Source organism: Tsukamurella sp. II2bb (assembly GCF_057815145.1).
Window position 1 is genome coordinate 51,168 of the sequence record NZ_JBYPZI010000013.1, and the last position, 19,489, is coordinate 70,656.

Consider the following 19,489-nt stretch of genomic DNA (forward strand, 5'->3'; position numbering starts at 1 on the left):
GTGACAGGATCGTCATCCGTGTTCCGCATTCTGTTCTTCGAGCCCCGGATCGCCCCCAACACGGGCAATGCGATCCGCATCGCCGCCGTCACCGGATGCGAGCTGCACCTGGTCGAACCCCTCGGTTTCGACCTCTCCGAGCCCAAGCTCCGGCGCGCCGGCCTCGACTACCACGACCTGGCGCACGTGCGCGTGCACGCCGACCTCGACGCCGCCTGGGCCGCGCTCGCCCCGCAGCGCGTGTACGCCTACACCGCACACGCCACGCGCCATCACCACGAGGTCGCGTACACCCCCGGCGACGTCCTCCTGTTCGGGCCAGAGCCGACCGGCCTGCCGCCCGAGGTGCTCACGGACCCGCACGTCACCGAGGCCCTCCGCATCCCCATGCTCGCCGGCCGGCGTTCGTTGAACCTCGCCAACAGTGCCGCCGTGGTCGCCTACGAGGCGTGGCGCCAGAACGGCTTCGGCGGGGCCGTCTGACGCTCCGCCGTCACCCCGCCGGCTTCGCCTCAGCGGGCTCGTTGTAGCCCGTCTGGCTGTTGAGCATCGGACGCAGGCGCGCCGTCTTCTCCGCCGTCCAGCCGGGCGGCTCCAGGATCGCCGCCCACGCGTCGACGGCGGCCTTGACGTAGCTGTGGCCGTGCCCGTCGGGAACGTCCGCCGCGACGGCCATGTCGGCGGAGACCTGCAAGAAGGTCACGATGGGGATCCACGACACCGACGGCAGGACGTCGTAGCCGCGCTTCTCCCGCAGCCAGTCCGGTTTGCTGAACGCCAGGTCCGGGTCCCACCGGCCGATCGGGTCCGAGGCGTGCTGCAGGTACACGGCGCGCGGGTGGGACCACGGCTGCGCCGGGTTCGCCAGGTCCTCCGCGCGGGCGGCGAACCGGACGTTGGCCCCCTGCTGGTAGACCGGCAGCCACTCGGGTGAGCCGGCGTCCCGCTGCTGCGTCAGCCGTACCCACATCTCGTTGTTGAAGGTCGGGCCGGAGAAGAGCGCCCCGTCGGTCCTGGCGATCAGGTTGTTGAGGGACAGGAAGGGCGCCTCGCCCCCGAACGAGCCGAGGCTCTCCCCGAAGACGACCAGCTTGGGGCGCTGCCCCTCCGGCAGCGCCTTGACCCGCTTGTCGACGGCCTCGAACAGTGCCTGCCCCGCGTCGAGCGCGTTCTGCTTGTCCACGAGGAAGGACAGCCAGCTCGGCAGGAACGAGTACTGCATGCTCACGATGGCCGTGTCGCCGTTGTACATGTACTCCAGCGCGCCGGCCTCGGCCTCGTTGATCCACCCCGTGCCCGTGGTCGCCGCCACCGCGACGACCTTGCGCCGCAGGCCCCCGGTGCGCTCGAGCTCCCGCGCAGCCTTCTCCGCGATGTCCTTGTACCGGTTCGGATTCCCCGAGTCGGACGATTCGAGTCCGGCGTAGGCGCGGATCGGCTCCATCGCGGGCGCGCCGTTGAACGCGCCGAGGTGCGCAGTGGTCTGCGCGTTGGAGACGAAGACCCGCCCCTGCTTGCCCAGCGAGGACCAGCTGACCAGGGAGCCCGGCCCGCCCGAGCGGAAGGCACTCGAGGGTGCGGGACGGTCGCTGGCACCCTCCCGGCTCGCGGTGGAGAACGCCGAGTTCATCGCGTCCATCGCGCCGCGGACCACCACGCCGTTGATGACCTCGATCCCGAGGAAGGCCACCAGGGCGACCGCGATGACGGCCGAGACGCGGGGCGGGCACACCCGGTCGAGCCGCGCGATGAGCCACCGCACCAGCCATCGCACCGCCTTACCGAGCTCGACGAGGAGGTACAGGAAGACGACGGACAGGACGGTGATCTGCAGGTAGTCGACGAACCGGAGCTGGTCGGCACCCATCATGTCGCGCAGATCGCTCTGCCAGCTGTCGAAGAAGAAGACCATCCCGACGGTGCCGACCAGACCGATCCCGAGCAGCACCAACCAGGCCCGCTTCGGTGGCGCCGGACTGCTCTCCCGGGAGAGCATGAATCGCACCAGCCACACGGCGAGGACGCCGAGGAGATAGCCGATCGCGCCGGACCCGCCGCTCACCAGGCTCTGGAACAGCGGGCCCCGAGGAAGAAGCGACGGGGTGAAGGAGAGCCAGAGGAAGACCAGGCCCACCGCGGTCCCGGTGAAGGTGTAGCGGTGCGACCACCATTCGCGGAATCGATCGAGCGCGCGCCCGGACTCCTCCACGGCGGTCGTGACAGCGTCCTCGACTGCCTCGGTCATATCCCGTCCCCTGTTCTGCGCTGCCATCAGTGACCCATCATGGCCCGTCCGCGCCCCGCGCGCCCGCGAAGGTGTACGGGAGCGATTCCGCGCGGTTCTCGTCGACCTCGATCGGCCGCCCCGAGGTCGTGGCATAGCGCCGCGCCGGGCGCAGTTGCGGTGATCGCCCGCGACACCCGCCGGACGGTCAATATCATCGACGAGAAGCAGCGATCGGGTCCACAGTCCCGGCCGTGGCGGAGTACGTCGTCAGTCCCACGAAGACCGGTGGTATCACAACATGTTCAAGAAAGTCCTGGTGGCCAACCGCGGTGAGATCGCGATCCGCGGATTCCGAGCGGCCGTGGAGAGCGGTGCCCGCACCGTGGCCGTCTACCCGTACGAGGATCGCAACTCGCCGCACCGGCAGAAGGCGGACGAGGCGTATCAGATCGGGGTGGAGGGGCATCCGGTCCGGGCGTACCTGACGGTGGACGAGATCATCCGGATCGCGGTGAAGGCCGGCGCGGACGCGGTCTACCCGGGGTACGGCTTCCTGTCGGAGAATCCGGATCTGGCGGCCGCATGCGCGGAGAACGGGATCACCTTCGTCGGCCCGCCGACCGAGGTCCTCGAGCTCACGGGCAACAAGGCGCGGGCGATCGCGGCGGCCCGGGAGGCGGGCCTGCCCGTGCTGACGTCGACGGCACCGTCGGCGGACGTGGACGAGTTGCTCGCCGCCGCGCGGGACATGCACTTCCCGGTCTTCGTCAAGGCCGTCGCGGGCGGCGGCGGCCGCGGTATGCGGCGCGTCGCCGCGATCGAGGATCTGCGGGACGCGATCGAGATCGCCTCCCGCGAGGCGGAATCGGCGTTCGGCGATCCGACGGTCTTCCTCGAGGAGGCGGTGATCGATCCGCGGCACATCGAGGTGCAGATCCTCGCCGACCGTGCGGGCAACGTGATCCACCTGTTCGAGCGGGACTGCTCCCTGCAGCGCCGGCACCAGAAGGTGATCGAGATGGCGCCCGCGCCGAACATCTCGGACGAGCTGCGCGAGCGCCTGTGCTCGGATGCGGTGCGGTTCGCCGAGGCCATCGGCTACAGCTGCGCGGGGACCGTGGAGTTCCTGGTGGACCCGGCCGGGCGGCACGTCTTCATCGAGATGAACCCCCGGATCCAGGTGGAGCACACGGTGACCGAGGAGGTCACCGACGTCGACCTGGTGGCCGCGCAACTGAAGATCGCCTCCGGTTCCACCCTCCCCGAGCTGGGCCTGACCCAGGACGCGATCGGCCTCAACGGTGCGGCGCTGCAGTGCCGCATCACCACCGAGGACCCGACGGACGGCTTCCGGCCGGACACCGGCCGGATCACCGCCTACCGCAGCCCCGGCGGCGCGGGCATCCGGCTGGACGGCGGCACGTCGGTGGGCGCAGAGATCAGCCCGCACTTCGATTCGATGCTGGTCAAGCTCACCACCCGGGGCCGGAACCGGGAGACGGCGATCGTCCGCGCGCGGCGTGCCCTGGCGGAGTTCCGGATCCGCGGCGTCGCCACGAACATCCCCTACCTGCAGGCGGTGCTGAGCGACCCGGCGTTCGTGGCCGGCGAGGTGACCACCTCGTTCATCGAGCAGCGGCCCGAGCTGCTCACCGCGCGCGGATCGCAGGACACCGCGTCGAAGATCCTGCGGTACCTCGCGGACGTCACCGTCAACAAACCGCACGGCACCCGACCGACCAAGGTCTACGCGTCCGACAAGATCCCCGGCATCGATCTGGGTACGCCCGTGCCGGACGGCTCGAAGCAGCGCCTGGACCGACTGGGCCCGGCGGGCTTCGCCGCGGACCTGCGGGCGCAGACCGCACTCGCGGTCACCGACACCACCTTCCGGGACGCGCACCAGTCGCTGCTCGCCACCCGCGTGCGCACCTCCGCGCTCGCCACGATCGCGCCGTACGAGGCGCGGCTGATGCCGCAGCTGTTCTCGGTCGAGGCGTGGGGCGGCGCGACCTACGATGTGGCGCTGCGGTTCCTGCACGAGGACCCGTGGGAGCGCCTGGCCACCCTGCGCGAGGCGATGCCCAACATCTGCCTGCAGATGCTGCTGCGCGGCCGCAACACCGTCGGCTACACGCCCTATCCGCAGCAGGTGACGGACGCCTTCGTCGCCGAGGCCGCCGCCACCGGCGTGGACATCTTCCGGATCTTCGACGCGCTCAACGACGTCGAGCAGATGCGTCCGGCGATCGAGGCCGTGCTGGCCACCGGCACCGCCGTCGCCGAGGGCGCCCTCTCCTACACCGGCGACCTGACGAATCCGGCCGAGTCGCTGTACACCCTCGACTACTACCTCGGCGTCGCGGAGAAGATCGTGGACGCCGGCGCACACATCCTGGCGATCAAGGACATGGCGGGCCTGCTTCGCCCGGCGGCCGCGACGAAACTCGTGACGGCCCTGCGCAAGGAGTTCGACCTGCCCGTGCACGTGCACACGCACGACACGCCCGGCGGGCAGCTCGCCACCTACCTCGCCGCCTGGACCGCGGGAGCTGACGCCGTCGACGGTGCCGCCGCCCCGCTCTCCGGCACCACCAGCCAGCCCTCGCTGTCCGCGATCGTGGCCGCCACCGCGCACACCGACCGCGACACCGGCCTCGACCTCGACGACGTCTGCTCACTCGAGCCCTACTGGGAGGCCGTCCGCGGCGCCTACGCGCCCTTCGAGTCCGGCCTCAAAGCTCCGACGGGACGGGTGTACCACCACGAGATCCCCGGTGGGCAGCTGTCGAACCTGCGGCAGCAGGCCGGGGCTCTCGGCCTGGCGGAGCGGTTCGAGGACATCGAGAACGCCTACGCCGCCGCCGACCGCATGCTCGGCCGCCTGGTCAAGGTCACCCCGTCGTCGAAGGTCGTGGGCGACCTGGCGCTGGCCCTCGTCGGCACCGGCGTGGACCCCGCCGAGTTCGCCGCCGATCCCGGCCGCTACGACATCCCCGATTCGGTGATCGGCTTCCTCCGTGGTGAACTCGGCACCCCGCCCGGCGGATGGCCCGAGCCGCTGCGCAGCCGCGCCCTGGAGGGTCGCGCCGAGGCCGCGCCGGTCAGCGAGGTCCCCGCCGAGGAGGCCACCGAACTCGAGGGCACCTCCGAGCAGCGCCGAGCGGCCCTGAGCCGCCTGCTCTTCCCCGGCCCGATGCGCGAATTCACCGAGCACCTCGCCGAATTCGGCGACGTCTCCAAGCTCTCGACCAACCAGTTCCTCTACGGGCTGCGGCAGGGCGAGGAGCACCGGGTCCAGCTCGCGACCGGCGTCGAATTGCTGATCAAGCTCGAGGGCGTCGGCGAGCCCGACGAGCACGGCAACCGCACCCTCGTCTGCACGCTCAACGGGCAACTGCGCACCGTCTCCGTCCGGGACCGCGCCGTGCAAGCGGAGGTGCCCGCCGCCGAGCGGGCCGACCGGAGCAACCCCGGCCACGTCGCGGCGCCCTTCGCCGGCGTCGTCACTCCGACGGTGCACGCCGGCTCCACGGTGGAGGCGGGCGACCAGATCGCCACCATCGAGGCGATGAAGATGGAGGCCTCCATCACCGCGCCGATCGCCGGCACCGTCAGCCGGGTGGCACTCGCCGGACCCACCCAGGTCGACGGCGGCGACCTCGTCGCCGTGATCGAGGGGTAGGTGCGCGACGGAATGATCGACATGTCGCGAATCGGTTAGGCTCCCTTCAGCCGACACGCCCACGACGGGCAGGGAACCCGGTGTGAATCCGGGACTGACGCGCAGCGGTGAGGGGAACGGCACGGGCATCACGCCACTGGAACGAGGTTTCCGGGAAGGCGCCCGCCGCCGGACGATCCCGAGTCCGAAGACCGGTCGGCACCGGGGCGACGCCCGTCGCCCCGGACGATCCGCGGGCCCCGCGTTCCGGGCCTTCGACCGAAGGACCTCTCATGATGCTGCGGCACCTCACCGCGATATCGGTGGCCTGCCTCGCGCTGGCCTCCTGCACCTCGAACACCGGACAGGCGGGACCGCCCAGCGCGAGCGCGGGCGGCTACCCCGTCGAACTCGCGAACTGCGGACAGACCGTCGACGTCAAGCGCAAGCCCGAGCGCATCGTCTCGCTGAACCAGAGTTCCACCGAGACCCTGCTGTCCCTCGGGCTCGCCGACCGCATGGTGGGCACCGGGACGTGGACCGATCCGGTGCTGCCGTCGTTGGCGGCGGCGAATGCGACGGTGCCCCGGCTCGCGGACAACTACCCGTCCTTCGAGGCGGTCCTGAGCACGGAACCCGACCTCGTCACGGCGTCGTTCACCAGCACGCTCGCCCAGGGCGGGGTGGCGCCGCGAGAGCGCTTCGAGAAGCTCGGGGTACCGACCTACCTGAGCCCCACCGAGTGCGAGGGCAAGCGCGCCACCGGCGGCGACGGCACCCGGGACACGCCGCTCACCATGGACCTCGTCTACCGGGAGATCAGCGAACTCGCCCGCCTCACGGGTGTGTCCAGGGCCGGCGACGACCTGATCGCCGGACTCAAGGGCAAGGTCGCGGCCGCCGAGTCCGGGGTGAAGGCCAAGGACGTCACGGCCATGTTCTGGTTCGCCAATTCCGAGTCCCCGTACCTCGCGGGATGTTGCGGCGCGCCAGGGATCATCGCCCATGCGCTCGGCCTGAGGAACGTCTTCGACGACACCCGGGACGAGTGGCCGCAGATCAGCTGGGAGGTCGTCGCGCAGCGCAATCCGACGGTGATCTTCGTCGGCGATCTGACCCGCAGGAGCCAGACGGCGGAGACGGCCGCGGCGAAGATCGCCTACCTCGAGTCCAACCCGGTGACCCGGGAGATGGACGCGGTGAAGAACAAGCGGTTCATCGCGCTCAGCGGCGCGGCGATGAACCCGTCGATCCGCACCGTGTACGGAATCGAGGACGCCGCCGCGGGTCTGCGTCGCCTCGGTCTGGCGGGCTGAGACGGTGGCCGTACGCGTGCGCGGGACGGCCGCGCCGGTCCTGTGGCTCGCGGGCCTGGTGGCTCTCGTCGCGTCGATCGTTCTCGCGATCGTGATCGGTCCGTCCGACGTCGGCGCGAGCGACGTGCTCGCGGTGGTGCGAGCCCGGGTCCTGGGCGGGGACACCGGCCTGTCCCGGATCCGCGAGGGGATCGTCTGGGACCTGCGCCTTCCGCGTTCGCTCCTGGCGGCGCTGTGCGGCGCGGGCCTCGCGATCGCGGGCGCGGTCCTCCAGTCGCTGCTCCGCAACCCGCTGGCGGACCCGTTCGTGCTGGGCGTCTCCTCGGGCGCGTCGATGGGCGCGGTGACGGTCGTCGTGCTCGGCGTCGGCGCCGGGACCGTCGGCCTGGCGGGCGGCGCCTTCCTGGGCGCGCTCCTCGCGTTCGGCCTGGTGCTGTTCATGGCGCGCCTCGCCGGTGGGACGCTGGACCGCGTGGTCCTCGCGGGCATCGCCGCGACGCAGCTCTTCGCGGCGCTGACCTCGTTCATCGTCTACATCGCGGCCGATGCGGAGCAGACCCGCGGCGTCCTGTTCTGGTTGCTCGGCTCGCTGGCCTCCGCGAGTTGGACGGAGGTCGCCCTGTGCGCCGGCGCGGTGCTGGTGGGCGTGGTGGTCTGCCTGCACCACTCGGCGGCGCTCGACACCTTCACGTTCGGCGAGGATGCCGCCGCGGCCCTGGGGGTCGACGTCCGCCGCACCCGGATCGTGCTCCTGGTGACCACCGCGCTCATCACCGCCGTCGTGGTCAGCACCTCGGGGGCGATCGGATTCGTCGGGCTGGTGCTCCCGCACGTGGCCCGGGCCCTGGTCGGCGTCCGGCACCGGGTCAGCATGCCGACGGTGGCGCTGCTCGGCGCGATCTTCCTGGTGTGGGTGGACGTCGCGAGCCGGGTCGTCCTCGCTCCGCAGGACCTCCCGGTCGGCGTCGCGACCGCACTCGTGGGCGTCCCCGCGTTCCTCGTGATCATGATCCGGCAGGCGCGACGATGACCCTGCGCGCGCGAAGTGTGACCTGGGGCGTCGGCGGCCGCCGCATCCTCCGGGAGGTCGATCTGGAGGCCCGCCCGGGCGAGGTGGTCGGGCTGCTCGGTCCGAACGGCAGCGGCAAGTCCTCGCTGCTGCGGCTGCTCGTCGGGCTCCGCCGGCCCGACGCGGGGACGGTCGAGTTGTACGGCGAGGACCTGGCCGGCCTGTCCCGCCGGGCGGCTGCACGGCGGATCGCCTTCGTCGAGCAGGCGTCCGACACCGACCAGAGTCCGACGGTGCGGGACGTGATCGAACTGGGACGCATCCCGCATCGCGCGGCGTGGTCGGGTACGTCGCGCCGCGACCGCGAGATCATCGCCGCGGTCGCTGCGGAGACCGAACTGACGGGCCTACTCGACGCCGGCTATCACACCCTGTCCGGCGGGGAGCGGCAGCGCGTGCACATCGCGCGCGCCTTCGCCCAGCGGCCGGAGGTGATGGTGCTCGACGAGCCGACCAACCACCTGGACGTGAAACATCAACTGGGCCTTCTCGGACTGGTGCGCGACCGCATCGTCGGCTCGGGTCTCACCGCGGTGATGGCCCTGCACGACATGAACGTGGCCGCGATGTTCTGCGACCGCGTCGTGATCCTGCGCGGCGGCACCGTCGTCGCGGCCGGGACGCCCGAGGAGGTCTTCGTCGCCGAGCGGATCGGCGAGGTCTTCGAGGTCCGCGCGACGGTCCACCACGACGACGGGCTGCACGTGCGACTGCGCCGGAGCTGACCGCCGCCGTGCCACCGGGGCGGGCGACGCCCGCCCCGGTGACGGGCAGTCAGAGAGCCGCGCGCACCGCCCTCGCCGCCGCGACGAGGTTGCGGAGCGAGGCCACCGTCTCCTCGGTGGCGCGCGTCTTGAGCCCGCAGTCCGGGTTCACCCAGAGACGCTCCGCGGGAACGGCTTCCAGTGCCGCCCGCAGCGCGGCCTCGACCTCCTCCTGCGCGGGCACGCGGGGCGAGTGGATGTCGTAGACGCCGGGCCCGACCTGGTTCGCGAAGCCCGCCGCGGTGAGGTCGGTCAGGATCTCCATACGCGAGCGGGCCGCCTCGATCGAGGTCACGTCGGCGTCGAGGTCGGCGATGGCGCCGATGACGTCGCCGAACTCCGAATAGCACAGGTGCGTGTGGATCTGGGTGTCGTCCTCGACGCCAGAGGTCGACAGTCGGAAGGCGCCGGTGGCCCAATCCAGGTATGCCGGACGGTCCGCAGCGCGCAGCGGCAGGAGCTCGCGCAGCGCGGGCTCGTCGACCTGGATGATCTTCACGCCGGCGCGCTCCAGATCGACCGTCTCGTCACGGATCGCGAGCGCCACCTGGTCGGCGGAGTCGGCGAGCGGCTGGTCGTCGCGGACGAAGGACCACGCGAGGATCGTGACCGGCCCGGTGAGCATGCCCTTGACGGGGCGGTCGGTCAGGTTCTGCGCGTAGGTGATCCACGAGACGGTCATCGGCTCGGGCCGCGCGACGTCGCCGTACAGGATCGGCGGCCGCACACAGCGGGTGCCGTAGGACTGCACCCAGCCGTTGTCGGTGGCGAGGAAGCCGTCGAGGCGCTCGGCGAAGTACTGCACCATGTCGTTGCGCTCGGGCTCGCCGTGCACGAGGACGTCGATGCCGAGTTCCTCCTGCAGCTTCACCACGCCGGCGATCTCGGCGTACATCCGGCGCACGTAGTCGGCCTCGTCGATCCGGCCGGCGCGCAGGTCCGCGCGGGCGGCCCGGATGGCCCCGGTCTGCGGGTACGAGCCGATGGTCGTGGTGGGCAGCAGCGGCAGGCCCAACCGGTCCCGCTGCGCGACAGCGCGATCCGCCGCGGCTGCGCGGCCGGCGCCGGCGGCCCGGATCGCGGCGAGGCGCTCCCGCACCGCACCGTCGTGGAGGCGAACATCCGCGGTGCGGGCGGCGCGGACCGCGGCGCTCCGCGCGAACTCGGCGGCGACCACCGGACGCCCCTCGGTGAGGGCGCGAGCGAGCACCACGACCTCGCCGACCTTCTCCTCGGCGAAGGCGAGCCAGGCGCGCACGCCCTCGGCGCCGGCGGGTTCCTGCGCGGTTTCGGCGGTCACCGTGTAGGGCACGTGGAGCAGCGAGCACGAGGTGCTCACGGCCAGCGTCCCGGCGGAACCCACGAGGGTGCCCAGCGTCGCCAGGGCGGCCTCGAGGTCGGTGCGCCAGACGTTGCGGCCGTCCACCACACCGGCGATCAGCAGCATGTCCGCCAGCGCCGGGGTGCCGGCGACGAGCTCGACGGTGCCCGGATCGGTGACCAGGTCGACGGCGATCGCCTCGACGCCGCTGCCGGCCAGCGCGGCGAGCGACGGACCGGGCGAGCCGAAGTAGGTCGCGACGGCGATCGCGGGACGCGCGGCCGCTGCCGCTGCCGCCAGATTCCCGTAGACCTTCGCGGCGGTCCCGGCCAGGCCGAGCCCCGCCTCGCTGACCAGCACGGGCTCGTCGAGCTGAACCCACTGCGCGCCCCGGGCGGCGAGCCGCGCGAGCAGGTCCCGGTAGAGCGGCAGCAGCTCGTCGATGCGGGCCAGCGGGTCGCCGGCACCGTCGACCGCCTTGGACAGCGCGAGGAAGGTGATCGGGCCGACCACGACGGGGCGCGCCGGAACGCCCTGGGCGAGAGCCTCGTCGAGATCGACGAGGATCTTCTCCGGGTGGAGCGAGAAGGTGGTGGCCTCCGAGATCTCGGGAACGAGGTAGTGGTAGTTGGTGTCGAACCACTTCGTCATCTCGAGCGGAGTGACCTCGGCGGTGCCGCGCGCTGCGGCGAAGTAACGGTCCACCGGGTCGGCGATCGCGGCCACCCGGGGCGGTAGCGCGCCGAGTAGTTCGGCGGTATCGAGGATCTGGTCGTAGTAGCTGAAGGTGTTGGTGGGCACGGAGTCCAGACCGGCGGCGACGAGGCTCGCCCAGCCGTCGCGCCGCAGGCCCGCGGCGATCGACTCGAGATCGGTGCGGCTCACGGAGCCCTTCCAGTAGCCCTCGATCGCGCGCTTGAGCTCACGGCGGGGGCCGATACGGGGAACACCGAGGACGGTGCGGGTGAAGTTCGGTGCGGTCACGTGAAGGACCGTCCTTTCGTACGTAGCCAGGGCGGGCCACCCGTCCGGACGCACGTACGTACCACCCACGTCCCCGTCGACGAGCGACGTGACGTGTTCGCAGTACGGTCGCACGCCCGGTCCGCGAGGCGGCACACCACCGGACGCGGCGCGTCCGGTACAGCGGGCAGGTATTCGGACTCGCAGGCCTCGTACTCGTTCCTACCGGTCGCCGCTTCCCAGGCCGTGGCCCAGTGCGTCATCGCGACTTTCGTTCCTGCTCACCGCTGCGGGACAGTCCCGGATTCCCACCGGGTTCCCTCTTCGCGTCGCGGCGTGCCGCGCGCTTCGATGCCGCGTCCGAGACCTCGGGCGGCAGACCAGCTGCATCCCCAGCATGCCACTTCGTGCATCCGTGCCGCGCGTCGCACCGCCGAGCGCATCGTCGCGCGGTCAGCCGTCGACGGTGAACCGCTTGAGACGGCTCGTCTGCCCGGCTACCAGCCGGACCCGGGACTTCGGCACACCGAGGTGTTTCGCCAGCAGTTCCACGGCGGCCTTGTTCGCCTTGCCCTCGGTGGCGGGCTCGCGGACGAACAGGGTCAGCGCGCCGGCATCGTCGACCTCCACGACGGGCCCCTTGCGGCTCCCCGGCTTGATCGTGCAGGTCACGGTGCGCGGACTCATGACCTCATCGTGGCAGGTTCACCACTGAGTACAGTGGATTCATGCAGTTGCGGAGGGTCGGTCCGGGGATCGCAGGAGCACTGGCCGCGCTGGTGCTGATCGCAGGTGGCGCCGTGTGGTGGTCGACGGCGCACGAGACGCCGCTTTCGAAGCACCTGCCGGCCGACCTGAAACCGCGCGTCTTCCCCACGGTCAGCACGGTCGGGCTCGATCCGTCCAGGATCCGCATCATCGAGAATCTGCGCCGCGCGTTCGACGAGAACCGTCCCGGCACGTACTACTCGGAGAGCGTCGAGGAGCCCTGGTGCGCCGACTTCGTCTCGACGGTGCTCCGCGACTCCGGCCTGCCGCTGCGCAACCCGAACTCCGGCACCTGGCGCATTCCCGGCGTCTACACGCTCACGGAGTACTTCCAGAAGGCGGGCAGGCTCGAGCCCGCGGCGGCGTATCGGCCGCAGCCCGGCGACGTGGTGCTGTACACGCCCGAGCACCCGGCGATGCGCCAGCACACCAACTTCGTCGTCGCGGTCTCCGGGGACGAGGTCACGACGATCGGCGGCAATCAGGAGGGCGGCATCGGCGCGTGGACGTACCGCCTGCCCGAGACCTTCGGCCTCGCCGGCTACGGGATTCCGGTCGGATGACGGTACTGGAGGCGCTGCGGGCCCGGATCGACGCCGGCAGCCTGCCCGGGCGCCGCTCCGACGGGCTGCGGATCGCGGTGTGCATCGAGGGCGGCGGGTCACGCTCGGCGTACTCCGCCGGCATGGCGATGGCGGTCGACGAGCTCGGCCTGCTCCCCGCCGTCGACGCCGTGTACGGCACCTCCGGCGGCGGCCTCAACGCCGCCTGGCTGGTCTCCGGCGAGGGCCGGCGCTGGCTGCCGTCCTGGGGGTGGGAGGACGTGCTGGCCGAGCGGGTGGTGCACCCGCGGCGGGTGCTGCGCGGCGGGGTGGTCGTCGATACCCGTCGACTCGTCGAACGCGTCTACTCCGAGGTCACGCCGATGAACTTCGCCGCGATCCTCGCCAGTCCGATCACGTTGCACCCCCTGGCCGTCGACGCACACACCCGCCGGGTGGCGGACCTCGCCCCCTTCATCGACGACGCCGCGACACTGCGGACCGCGCTGCGCGCGACCACGGCGCTCCCCCTGCTCGCCGGCCCTCCGGTGCGGCTCGCCGGCCGGGAGTTCCTCGACGGCGGCCTCGCCGAGAAGGTCCCGCTCGCGACCCCGATCGAACAGGGGGCCACCCACCTGCTGGTGCTGCGCACCGTCGAGGCCGAGGCCGCACCACGGTCCTCGCGGGCCGAGCAGTGGGTCCTGGACGCCTACTTCACGGCCCGCCGCGCCGCCCCCGCGCCGGAACCGGTGGCGCCGGGCGCCGCGGAAGTGCTGCAGGTCTGGGTCCCGCCCGGGAGCCCGGCCGTCGGCCGCCTCTCGAACGACGGTGCGCTGATCTCCCGCGCCGTCGAGATCGGCCGGGACGCCGCGATCTCCGCCCTCACCGGCTAGTTCTTCAGTCTCGTTCGTCAGTCGCGCAGGAGCCGTGCGGCGAGGCGCTCGGCCTGGTCGGCCGCGGCGACCGGCGGTGGGTCGCCGGCCACGAGGTGACGCCGCGCGACCGCGAGTGGCAGCTCGTACAGGGCGAAGGCGACGTCCGCGTGCGCTCGCCCCGAGTCCGTCGCCACCCGGTCGATGATGGCGGCGATCCGTTCCCGCCGATCGGCGTCGAGCGCCGCCCACTCGTCCGCCGCAGCGGCGGGCCAGGATTCGGCGGCGAAGGCCTGGGGGCCGGCCTGCAGGACGAGCGCCTCACCGAGATCGGCGCGGCAGCGCTCGACGATCCACCGCGCGCTGGACGCCGCATCGGTGACGGTCGCGAGGTCACCCCAGGCGGCGGTGTACGCGTCCTGGAACCGCCTGACCGTCCGGAGCCAGACGGCGGCGAGCAGCGCCGGGCGGTCGGGAAACAGGTGATACACGGATCCGCTGGGCGACTTGGCCTCCCGCGCGACTGCGGCCACCGTCAACCCCCGCGTCCCGTCGCGCGCGAAGAGCCGGACGGCGGCGTCGAGCAACCCGTCCGGATCGTGCAGCCTCGGCCTTCCCATGGCCGCGATCCTATGCTAGACCTGTTTTAGAGAGATGTAACTAAAACTAGGAGCCGTGATGCTCGAATCCAACGCGGAGTCCCTCGCCCTCGCCTCGGCGGTCCTCGATGCCCAACCCTTCAACGCCGTCGTCGGCGCCCGGATCACGGCGTTCGGCGGGGGTGGCGCGGAGCTCGTCCTCGACATCGCGGACCGGCACCGGCAGCAGTTCGGCGTCACCCACGGCGGCGTCCTGGCGTATCTCGCCGACAACGCGCTGACCTTCGCGGCGGGCTCGGTCCTGGGCACGGACGTGCTCACCGGCGGCGTGGACGTGAACTACCTCCGTGCGGCGCGGGACGGGCGCCTGCGCGCCACTGCCACGGTCGTCCACCGGACGCGCACGCACGCGGTCACCACCGCGGAGATCTGGCACGAACCCGCCGACGCCGAACCGCGCCTGTGCGCCATCGCTCGCGGCACCGTCTTCGCCACCGTCCCGGGGAAGCCGCAGTGACCGCCGCCGACCCGAGGTGGGCGGCCGCCCGCACCACCGTGCGCCGCGCCGTCCGCTCGTCCCTGCACTGCGCGATCGCCTCCCGCAACCCCGACGGATCCCCGCACGTCACCCCCATCGGCTCGATCCTGCTCGACCGGGATGCACCGTCGGGCATCTACTTCGACGTCTTCAACGCACGCCTCGCCCGCAACCTGGCGCTCGATCCCCGGATCACGGTCCTGGCAGTGGACAGCGGTCCGATCCCGTGGATGCGCGCGCTGCTCCGCGGGCGGTTCGATCGCAGCCCCGGCGTCCAGCTCACGGGCACCGCGGGCCCGGCCCGGCCCGCACTCCCCGACGAGATCGCCCGATTCCGTCGGGTCGTCGGACCGCTCGGCAGGACTCGGGGCGGTCGGGCCTGCTGGGCCGATCTGTCCCGGGTGCGCGACCTCCGGTTCGACGACGCCCGATCCATCCGCCTCGGCTCGATGACCCGATAGCAGTGGCTCAGTTCTCGACGACCGTGCCCTGGTGGAACATCACGGACCATCTGTTCTCCCGGCGGCGCCAGACGGTGAGCCGGCGGGTGACGCGCTCGCCCTGCGCCAGCGTGTAGGTGAGCAGGTAGACGGAGGCACCCATCGCGCGGACCTGGAACTCGCTGGTCTCCCAGTCCGATTCGTCCTGCGACGAGGCCAGCCGATGCTCGAACACGGACCGGACGTACTCGCGGCTGTACCGACGGCCGGACGCCCCGATCTCCCAGAAGTCCGGCGCGACCGCGGCGTCGAAATCGGCGAGCGAGCGCCACGGCGGGCCGTGGAAGACGGGTTCGCGGCGGCGCAGCTCCGCAAGCACCCTGCGCAGCTCCGGCGCGGTGGTCCGGTCCGGTTCGTACACCTCCTCCATCACCCACTGAGGCTACCCTCACTGCCAATCCCGGGATCGCGAGGGCACCGACAGGTCCATGCGTTGCAGCCGGTCGGCGACGACGGTGACGGCGCCCTCCGCGTTCTGCAGCTTCCCCCGCACCAGCAGCGCCGGCGCCGACTGCGCCAGCCGCCGGTAGCGCGCCCACAGCCCCTGGCTGCACACCACGTTCACCATGCCGGTCTCGTCCTCGAGGTTGATGAAGGTGACGCCGCCGGCGGTGGCCGGCCGCTGCCGGTGCGTGACGGCACCGCCGACCAGGACACGGTCACCGTCGGGCAGGGAGAGGAGGCGATCGGCCGGGACGACGCCGAGCCGGTCGAGGGTCGGCCGTAGGAACTCCGTGGGGTACTTGCCGACGGTGACGGAGGTGGCCCACACGTCCGCGGCCGCGAGCTCCGTCTCGCTCATCCCCGGCAGCGCGGGCGGCGTCCCCGCGGTCGCGGTGCCCGGCAGCCGGTCCGGGCGCTCCCGCGCTGCGGCCCCGGCCTCCCACAGCGCCTGCCGGCGGTCCCACCCGAAGCAGTCCAGCGCGCCGGCGGTGGCCAGTGCTTCCGCCTGCGCCACCGTGAGTTCGATCCGGGAGGTGAGGTCGGTGAGACTCGCGTACGGCCCGGAAGCGTTGCGCTCGGCGACGATGCGGGCGGCCAGATCGTCACCGATGGTGCGAATCGCACCGAGCCCCAGGCGCACCTCGAGCCCGGCGTTCTCCAGATTCGGCCACGCCAGGCTGACGTTCACGTCGGGCCCGTGGACGACGACCCCGTGCCGGCGGGCGTCGGCGACCAGGGATTGCGGGGAGTAGAAGCCCATCGGTTGCGCGCGCAGCAGCGCCGCGCAGAAGGCCGCGGGGTGGTAGCACTTGAACCACGAGGAGTGGAAGACCAGCGATGCGAACGACTGCGCATGACTCTCCGGAAAACCGAAGTTGGCGAAGGCCACCAGTTTCTCGAAGATCCGGTCGGCCAGCTCCTCCTCGATGCCGTGCTTCTCCTTCGCTCCCCCGCGGAACCTGTTCCGCAGCAGCTCCATCCGCTCCGGCGATCGCTTGGCCCCCATGGCCCGGCGGAGCTGATCGGCCTCCGCCTGGGAGAAGCCTGCGACGTCGGTGGCGAGCTGCATGAGCTGCTCCTGGAAGAGCGGCACTCCCAGCGTGCGATCGAGCGTCTTCTTCATCGACGAATGCTCGACGGTGGGCTCCTCCTGCTCGTTGCGACGGCGGATGTACGGGTGCACCGAGCCGCCCTGGATGGGGCCGGGCCGGATCAGGGCGACCTCCACCACCAGGTCGTAGAAGTTCCGCGGCTTGAGCCGAGGCAGGGTCGCCATCTGCGCCCGGGACTCCACCTGGAAGACCCCGACCGAATCGGCGCGACAGAGCATCTCGTAGACGTTCTGATCGCTCAGATCGAGCTTCGCGAAATCGACCTCGATGCCCTTGTGCTCCTCGACGAGGTCCTGCATGTAGTGCAGCGCGCTGAGCATGCCGAGGCCGAGCAGGTCGAACTTCACCAAGCCGACGTTCGCACAGTCCTCCTTATCCCACTGCAGCACGCTGCGGTTCTCCATGCGTGCCCACTCGGTGGGGCACACGTCGGCGATCGGCCGATCGCAGATCACCATGCCGCCGGAGTGGATGCCCAGGTGCCGAGGCAGGTCCGCGATCTGCGTGGCGAGCTCGACGACCCGCTCGGGGATGCCCTCGGGCACCGGGTCATGCCACCAGCCGTGATGCGAGATCTGCTTGCTCCACGCGTCCTGCTGCCCCTGCGAATACCCCAGCGCGCGGGCCGTGTCGCGCACCGCGGACCGCCCGCGATAGGTGATCACGTTCGCGACCTGGGCGGCGTTCTGCCGGCCGTACCTGTTGTAGACGTGCTGAATGACCTCCTCGCGACGGTCGGACTCGATGTCCACGTCGATGTCCGGCGGGCCGTCGCGGGCGATGGACAGGAACCGTTCGAACAGCAGGTTGTTGCCGAGTGGCTCGACCGAGGTGATACCGAGGGCGTAGCAGACCGCAGAATTGGCGGCGCTCCCCCTCCCCTGGCACAGGATGTCCTTCTCCCGGCAGAAACTCACGATGTCGTGCACGATGAGGAAGTAACCGGGGAAATCGAGTTCCTCGATCACCCGCAACTCGTGCTCGATCTGGTTGTATGCCCTCGGGTTCTGCTCCCGCGGACCGTACCGGCCCAGCGCCCCGAGCCGGGTCAGCTCGCGCAGCCAGGTGGCCTCGGTGTGGCCCGACGGGACGTCCCAGGGCGGCAGGTTCGGCGCGATCAGCTCGATGTCGAACGCGCACTCGGCGCCCAGCTCCGCCGCTCTCGCGATCGCACCGGGATGCTCGGGCAGCAGCAGCGCCATCTCGTCTCCGGAACGCAGGTGCGCCCCGCCCGCGGCGGGCAGCCAGCCGTCCAGCTCGTCGAGGCTGCGGCGGGCACGGATGGCCGCGAGGGTGGACGCCAGGCGCCGCTGCTCGGGCCGCGCGAAGTGCGCTCCGGTGGTGGCGACGGTGTCCACCCCCATCCGCGCGGCCACGCCGGCGAGGAGGTGGTTGCGTTCGTCGTCCTCGGGGACGCCGTGGACGGTGAGCTCCACGCTCACCCGGTCCTCCCCGAACCGGTCGACGAGCTGCGCGAGGGCGGCAGCGGCACCGTCGCCTCTCTGAGAGGCGAGGGCGCGCCGGACCGCGCCCTTACGACAGCCGGTGAGGATGTGCCAGTGCCCGTCGGCCAACTCGGCGAGGCGGTCCGGGTGGAAGCGCAGCCGGCCCTTCTCCCCCGCCTCCATGTGCGCCTCTGCCATCGCGCGGGAAAGGCGGCGGTAGCCCTCCTGCCCGCGGGCGAGCACGAGCAGATGTTCGCCGGCCGGGTCCTGGGTGCCCGTGCGCTCCGCGTCGTGCGCCAAGGACAGCTCCGCACCGAAGATCGTGGGGACGCCGAGCTCCCGTGCCGCCTCGGCGAACCGGACCACGCCGTAGAAGCCGTTGTGGTCGGTGATCGCGAGGGCCTTCAGGCCGAGAGCGTGAGCCTGTTCGACCATCTCCTCCGGCTGCGCTGCACCGTCGAGGAAGCTGAAGGCGGTGTGCGCGTGGAGCTCGGCGTAGGGCACGCGGGACACCCCCGGCCCCGCGCCGAGCGGTACGTAGGGCCCGCGCTTGCGGGACCACGCCGGGGAGTCGCCACCGTCCCCCGGCGGCTCCTCGCGGCGCACCGGGGCTCGCCCGGAGAGCACCCGCTCCATCTCCGACCAACTCGGCCCGCTGCTCCAACCCACAGCTACACGATACGCTCATTTGTTCGATGCACAAGATCTCATCGAACACTCACCGTTGCACTCCGGCGCGACTACCGAGCGGAACGCAGCGCCGTCAGCAGCAGAGTGAGCGCGGGGAGCGGATCGAAGCCGGGGTCCGGCAGGGCGAGCTGTCGCGAGATCAGGGCATCGGCGACGTCCATCAACAGCCCGGACTCCGCGGCATCGAGACCGATCAACGCGCCGATCGACTCGGCCATCCGCTCCACGGCACGCCGGCCCCGGCGCAGCGGCTCCTGCAGTTCGGGCTCCACCGCCGCGGCGGCGAACAGGTTGAGCCGCGCGATGCTGCGCACCCGCCCCTCCTCCACCGACCACCGCACGTACGCGGCCGCCCGCGGGAGAACCTCGCCGGGCGAGCCGGCGGGGACCGCGGGGTCGGCACCGTCGAACCCCGCCCAGAAGGCGAGATCCTGTTCGACCATCCGCTCGACGACCCCCTTGACCAGTGCGGACCGGGAGCGGAAGTGATTGGAGGAGGTTCCCTGCGGGACGGCGGCGGCCTCGTCGACCGCGCGATGCGTGAGACCGCGGAGGCCACGGGTACCGAGCACCTCGATCGCCGCGTCCAGCACCTCTTCCCGCCGTCCCATGAGATCGGAGCCTACTCGTCACTACATTTGTAGTACCGTGGGCG

The 19,489-nt window shown here is 71.6% G+C and carries 16 protein-coding genes and 2 riboswitches; of the genes, 9 read left to right on the forward strand and 7 right to left on the reverse strand.

Annotation, left to right across the window (positions count from 1 at the left end):
• Positions 1-18: 18 nt before the first annotated feature.
• Positions 19-483, forward strand: coding sequence for a tRNA (cytidine(34)-2'-O)-methyltransferase (locus AC21LY_RS22645; protein ID WP_489048832.1), 465 nt, complete (start codon positions 19-21; stop codon positions 481-483).
• 10 nt (positions 484-493) lie between these two features.
• On the opposite strand, the gene AC21LY_RS22650 is transcribed toward AC21LY_RS22645, so the two are convergent.
• The gene (locus AC21LY_RS22650) at positions 494-2,272 is read right to left on the reverse strand and encodes an alpha/beta hydrolase (RefSeq protein ID WP_489048833.1); all 1,779 of its coding nucleotides are present in this window, start codon (positions 2,270-2,272) and stop codon (positions 494-496) included.
• Positions 2,273-2,525: 253 nt separating this feature from the next.
• Between AC21LY_RS22650 and AC21LY_RS22655 the strand changes: the two genes are divergently transcribed.
• The 4 genes from AC21LY_RS22655 to AC21LY_RS22670 all read left to right on the forward strand — a co-directional run bounded on the left by AC21LY_RS22655 (position 2,526) and on the right by AC21LY_RS22670 (position 9,001).
• Positions 2,526-5,912 carry a pyruvate carboxylase gene (locus AC21LY_RS22655; RefSeq protein ID WP_489048834.1) on the forward strand — a complete coding sequence of 1,129 codons (3,387 nt, stop codon included), beginning with the start codon at positions 2,526-2,528 and terminating at the stop codon, positions 5,910-5,912.
• A gap of 71 nt (positions 5,913-5,983) precedes the next feature.
• Positions 5,984-6,105, forward strand: a riboswitch (cobalamin riboswitch).
• Between the two features lie 82 nt (positions 6,106-6,187).
• Complete coding sequence (locus AC21LY_RS22660) at positions 6,188-7,207, forward strand: ABC transporter substrate-binding protein (RefSeq protein ID WP_489048855.1); 1,020 nt, start codon at positions 6,188-6,190, stop codon at positions 7,205-7,207.
• A gap of 4 nt (positions 7,208-7,211) precedes the next feature.
• Positions 7,212-8,237 carry a FecCD family ABC transporter permease gene (locus AC21LY_RS22665; protein ID WP_489048835.1) on the forward strand — a complete coding sequence of 342 codons (1,026 nt, stop codon included), beginning with the start codon at positions 7,212-7,214 and terminating at the stop codon, positions 8,235-8,237.
• A complete protein-coding gene (locus tag AC21LY_RS22670; protein WP_489048836.1) occupies positions 8,234-9,001 on the forward strand; it encodes an ABC transporter ATP-binding protein in 768 nt (255 codons plus the stop codon). Before AC21LY_RS22665 ends, AC21LY_RS22670 begins: the two co-directional genes overlap by 4 nt.
• Positions 9,002-9,050: 49 nt before the next feature.
• Here AC21LY_RS22670 and metE read toward each other — a convergent pair whose 3' ends face one another.
• Together metE and AC21LY_RS22680 are read right to left on the reverse strand one after the other, a co-directional pair.
• Positions 9,051-11,345 (reverse strand): 5-methyltetrahydropteroyltriglutamate--homocysteine S-methyltransferase, encoded by a 2,295-nt coding sequence (gene metE / locus AC21LY_RS22675; protein WP_489048837.1) that lies wholly within the window; start codon positions 11,343-11,345, stop codon positions 9,051-9,053.
• A gap of 165 nt (positions 11,346-11,510) precedes the next feature.
• A riboswitch (cobalamin riboswitch) is annotated at positions 11,511-11,665 on the reverse strand.
• Between the two features lie 112 nt (positions 11,666-11,777).
• A complete protein-coding gene (locus tag AC21LY_RS22680) occupies positions 11,778-12,011 on the reverse strand; it encodes a DUF167 domain-containing protein (RefSeq protein WP_489048838.1) in 234 nt (77 codons plus the stop codon).
• Positions 12,012-12,052: 41 nt separating this feature from the next.
• On the opposite strand from AC21LY_RS22680, the gene AC21LY_RS22685 reads away from it, so the two are divergent.
• Positions 12,053-12,655 carry a CHAP domain-containing protein gene (locus tag AC21LY_RS22685; protein ID WP_489048839.1) on the forward strand — a complete coding sequence of 201 codons (603 nt, stop codon included), beginning with the start codon at positions 12,053-12,055 and terminating at the stop codon, positions 12,653-12,655.
• Positions 12,652-13,527: a patatin-like phospholipase family protein gene (locus AC21LY_RS22690; protein ID WP_489048840.1), complete on the forward strand. Its 876-nt coding sequence runs from the start codon at positions 12,652-12,654 to the stop codon at positions 13,525-13,527. Before AC21LY_RS22685 ends, AC21LY_RS22690 begins: the two co-directional genes overlap by 4 nt.
• Positions 13,528-13,544: 17 nt before the next feature.
• On the opposite strand, the gene AC21LY_RS22695 is transcribed toward AC21LY_RS22690, so the two are convergent.
• Complete coding sequence (locus AC21LY_RS22695) at positions 13,545-14,126, reverse strand: TetR/AcrR family transcriptional regulator (RefSeq protein WP_489048841.1); 582 nt, start codon at positions 14,124-14,126, stop codon at positions 13,545-13,547.
• 58 nt (positions 14,127-14,184) lie between these two features.
• Here AC21LY_RS22695 and AC21LY_RS22700 point away from each other — a divergent pair, with 58 nt between their 5' ends.
• A complete protein-coding gene (locus AC21LY_RS22700; RefSeq protein WP_489048842.1) occupies positions 14,185-14,622 on the forward strand; it encodes a PaaI family thioesterase in 438 nt (145 codons plus the stop codon).
• Positions 14,619-15,104: a pyridoxamine 5'-phosphate oxidase family protein gene (locus AC21LY_RS22705; RefSeq protein ID WP_489048843.1), complete on the forward strand. Its 486-nt coding sequence runs from the start codon at positions 14,619-14,621 to the stop codon at positions 15,102-15,104. Before AC21LY_RS22700 ends, AC21LY_RS22705 begins: the two co-directional genes overlap by 4 nt.
• A 7-nt stretch (positions 15,105-15,111) precedes the next feature.
• On the opposite strand, the gene AC21LY_RS22710 is transcribed toward AC21LY_RS22705, so the two are convergent.
• From AC21LY_RS22710 to AC21LY_RS22720, 3 genes are all read right to left on the reverse strand, one after another.
• Entirely contained in the window at positions 15,112-15,513 is a 402-nt protein-coding gene (locus tag AC21LY_RS22710; RefSeq protein ID WP_489048856.1) for a nuclear transport factor 2 family protein, read from the reverse strand.
• 18 nt (positions 15,514-15,531) lie between these two features.
• Positions 15,532-18,813: an error-prone DNA polymerase gene (locus AC21LY_RS22715; protein ID WP_489048844.1), complete on the reverse strand. Its 3,282-nt coding sequence runs from the start codon at positions 18,811-18,813 to the stop codon at positions 15,532-15,534.
• A gap of 71 nt (positions 18,814-18,884) precedes the next feature.
• Complete coding sequence (locus AC21LY_RS22720) at positions 18,885-19,445, reverse strand: TetR/AcrR family transcriptional regulator (protein WP_489048845.1); 561 nt, start codon at positions 19,443-19,445, stop codon at positions 18,885-18,887.
• Between the last annotated feature and the right edge of the window lie 44 nt (positions 19,446-19,489).

Coding starts and splice junctions, on each gene's coding strand:
- AC21LY_RS22670 (WP_489048836.1), top strand. CDS start 8,234: ATGACCCTGCGCGCGCGAAGTGTGACCTGGGGCGTCGGCGGCCGCCGC.
- AC21LY_RS22650 (WP_489048833.1), bottom strand. CDS start 2,272: ATGGCAGCGCAGAACAGGGGACGGGATATGACCGAGGCAGTCGAGGAC.
- AC21LY_RS22695 (WP_489048841.1), bottom strand. CDS start 14,126: ATGGGAAGGCCGAGGCTGCACGATCCGGACGGGTTGCTCGACGCCGCC.
- AC21LY_RS22660 (WP_489048855.1), top strand. CDS start 6,188: ATGCTGCGGCACCTCACCGCGATATCGGTGGCCTGCCTCGCGCTGGCC.
- AC21LY_RS22680 (WP_489048838.1), bottom strand. CDS start 12,011: ATGAGTCCGCGCACCGTGACCTGCACGATCAAGCCGGGGAGCCGCAAG.
- AC21LY_RS22700 (WP_489048842.1), top strand. CDS start 14,185: ATGCTCGAATCCAACGCGGAGTCCCTCGCCCTCGCCTCGGCGGTCCTC.
- AC21LY_RS22710 (WP_489048856.1), bottom strand. CDS start 15,513: ATGGAGGAGGTGTACGAACCGGACCGGACCACCGCGCCGGAGCTGCGC.
- AC21LY_RS22685 (WP_489048839.1), top strand. CDS start 12,053: ATGCAGTTGCGGAGGGTCGGTCCGGGGATCGCAGGAGCACTGGCCGCG.
- AC21LY_RS22655 (WP_489048834.1), top strand. CDS start 2,526: ATGTTCAAGAAAGTCCTGGTGGCCAACCGCGGTGAGATCGCGATCCGC.
- AC21LY_RS22720 (WP_489048845.1), bottom strand. CDS start 19,445: ATGGGACGGCGGGAAGAGGTGCTGGACGCGGCGATCGAGGTGCTCGGT.
- AC21LY_RS22690 (WP_489048840.1), top strand. CDS start 12,652: ATGACGGTACTGGAGGCGCTGCGGGCCCGGATCGACGCCGGCAGCCTG.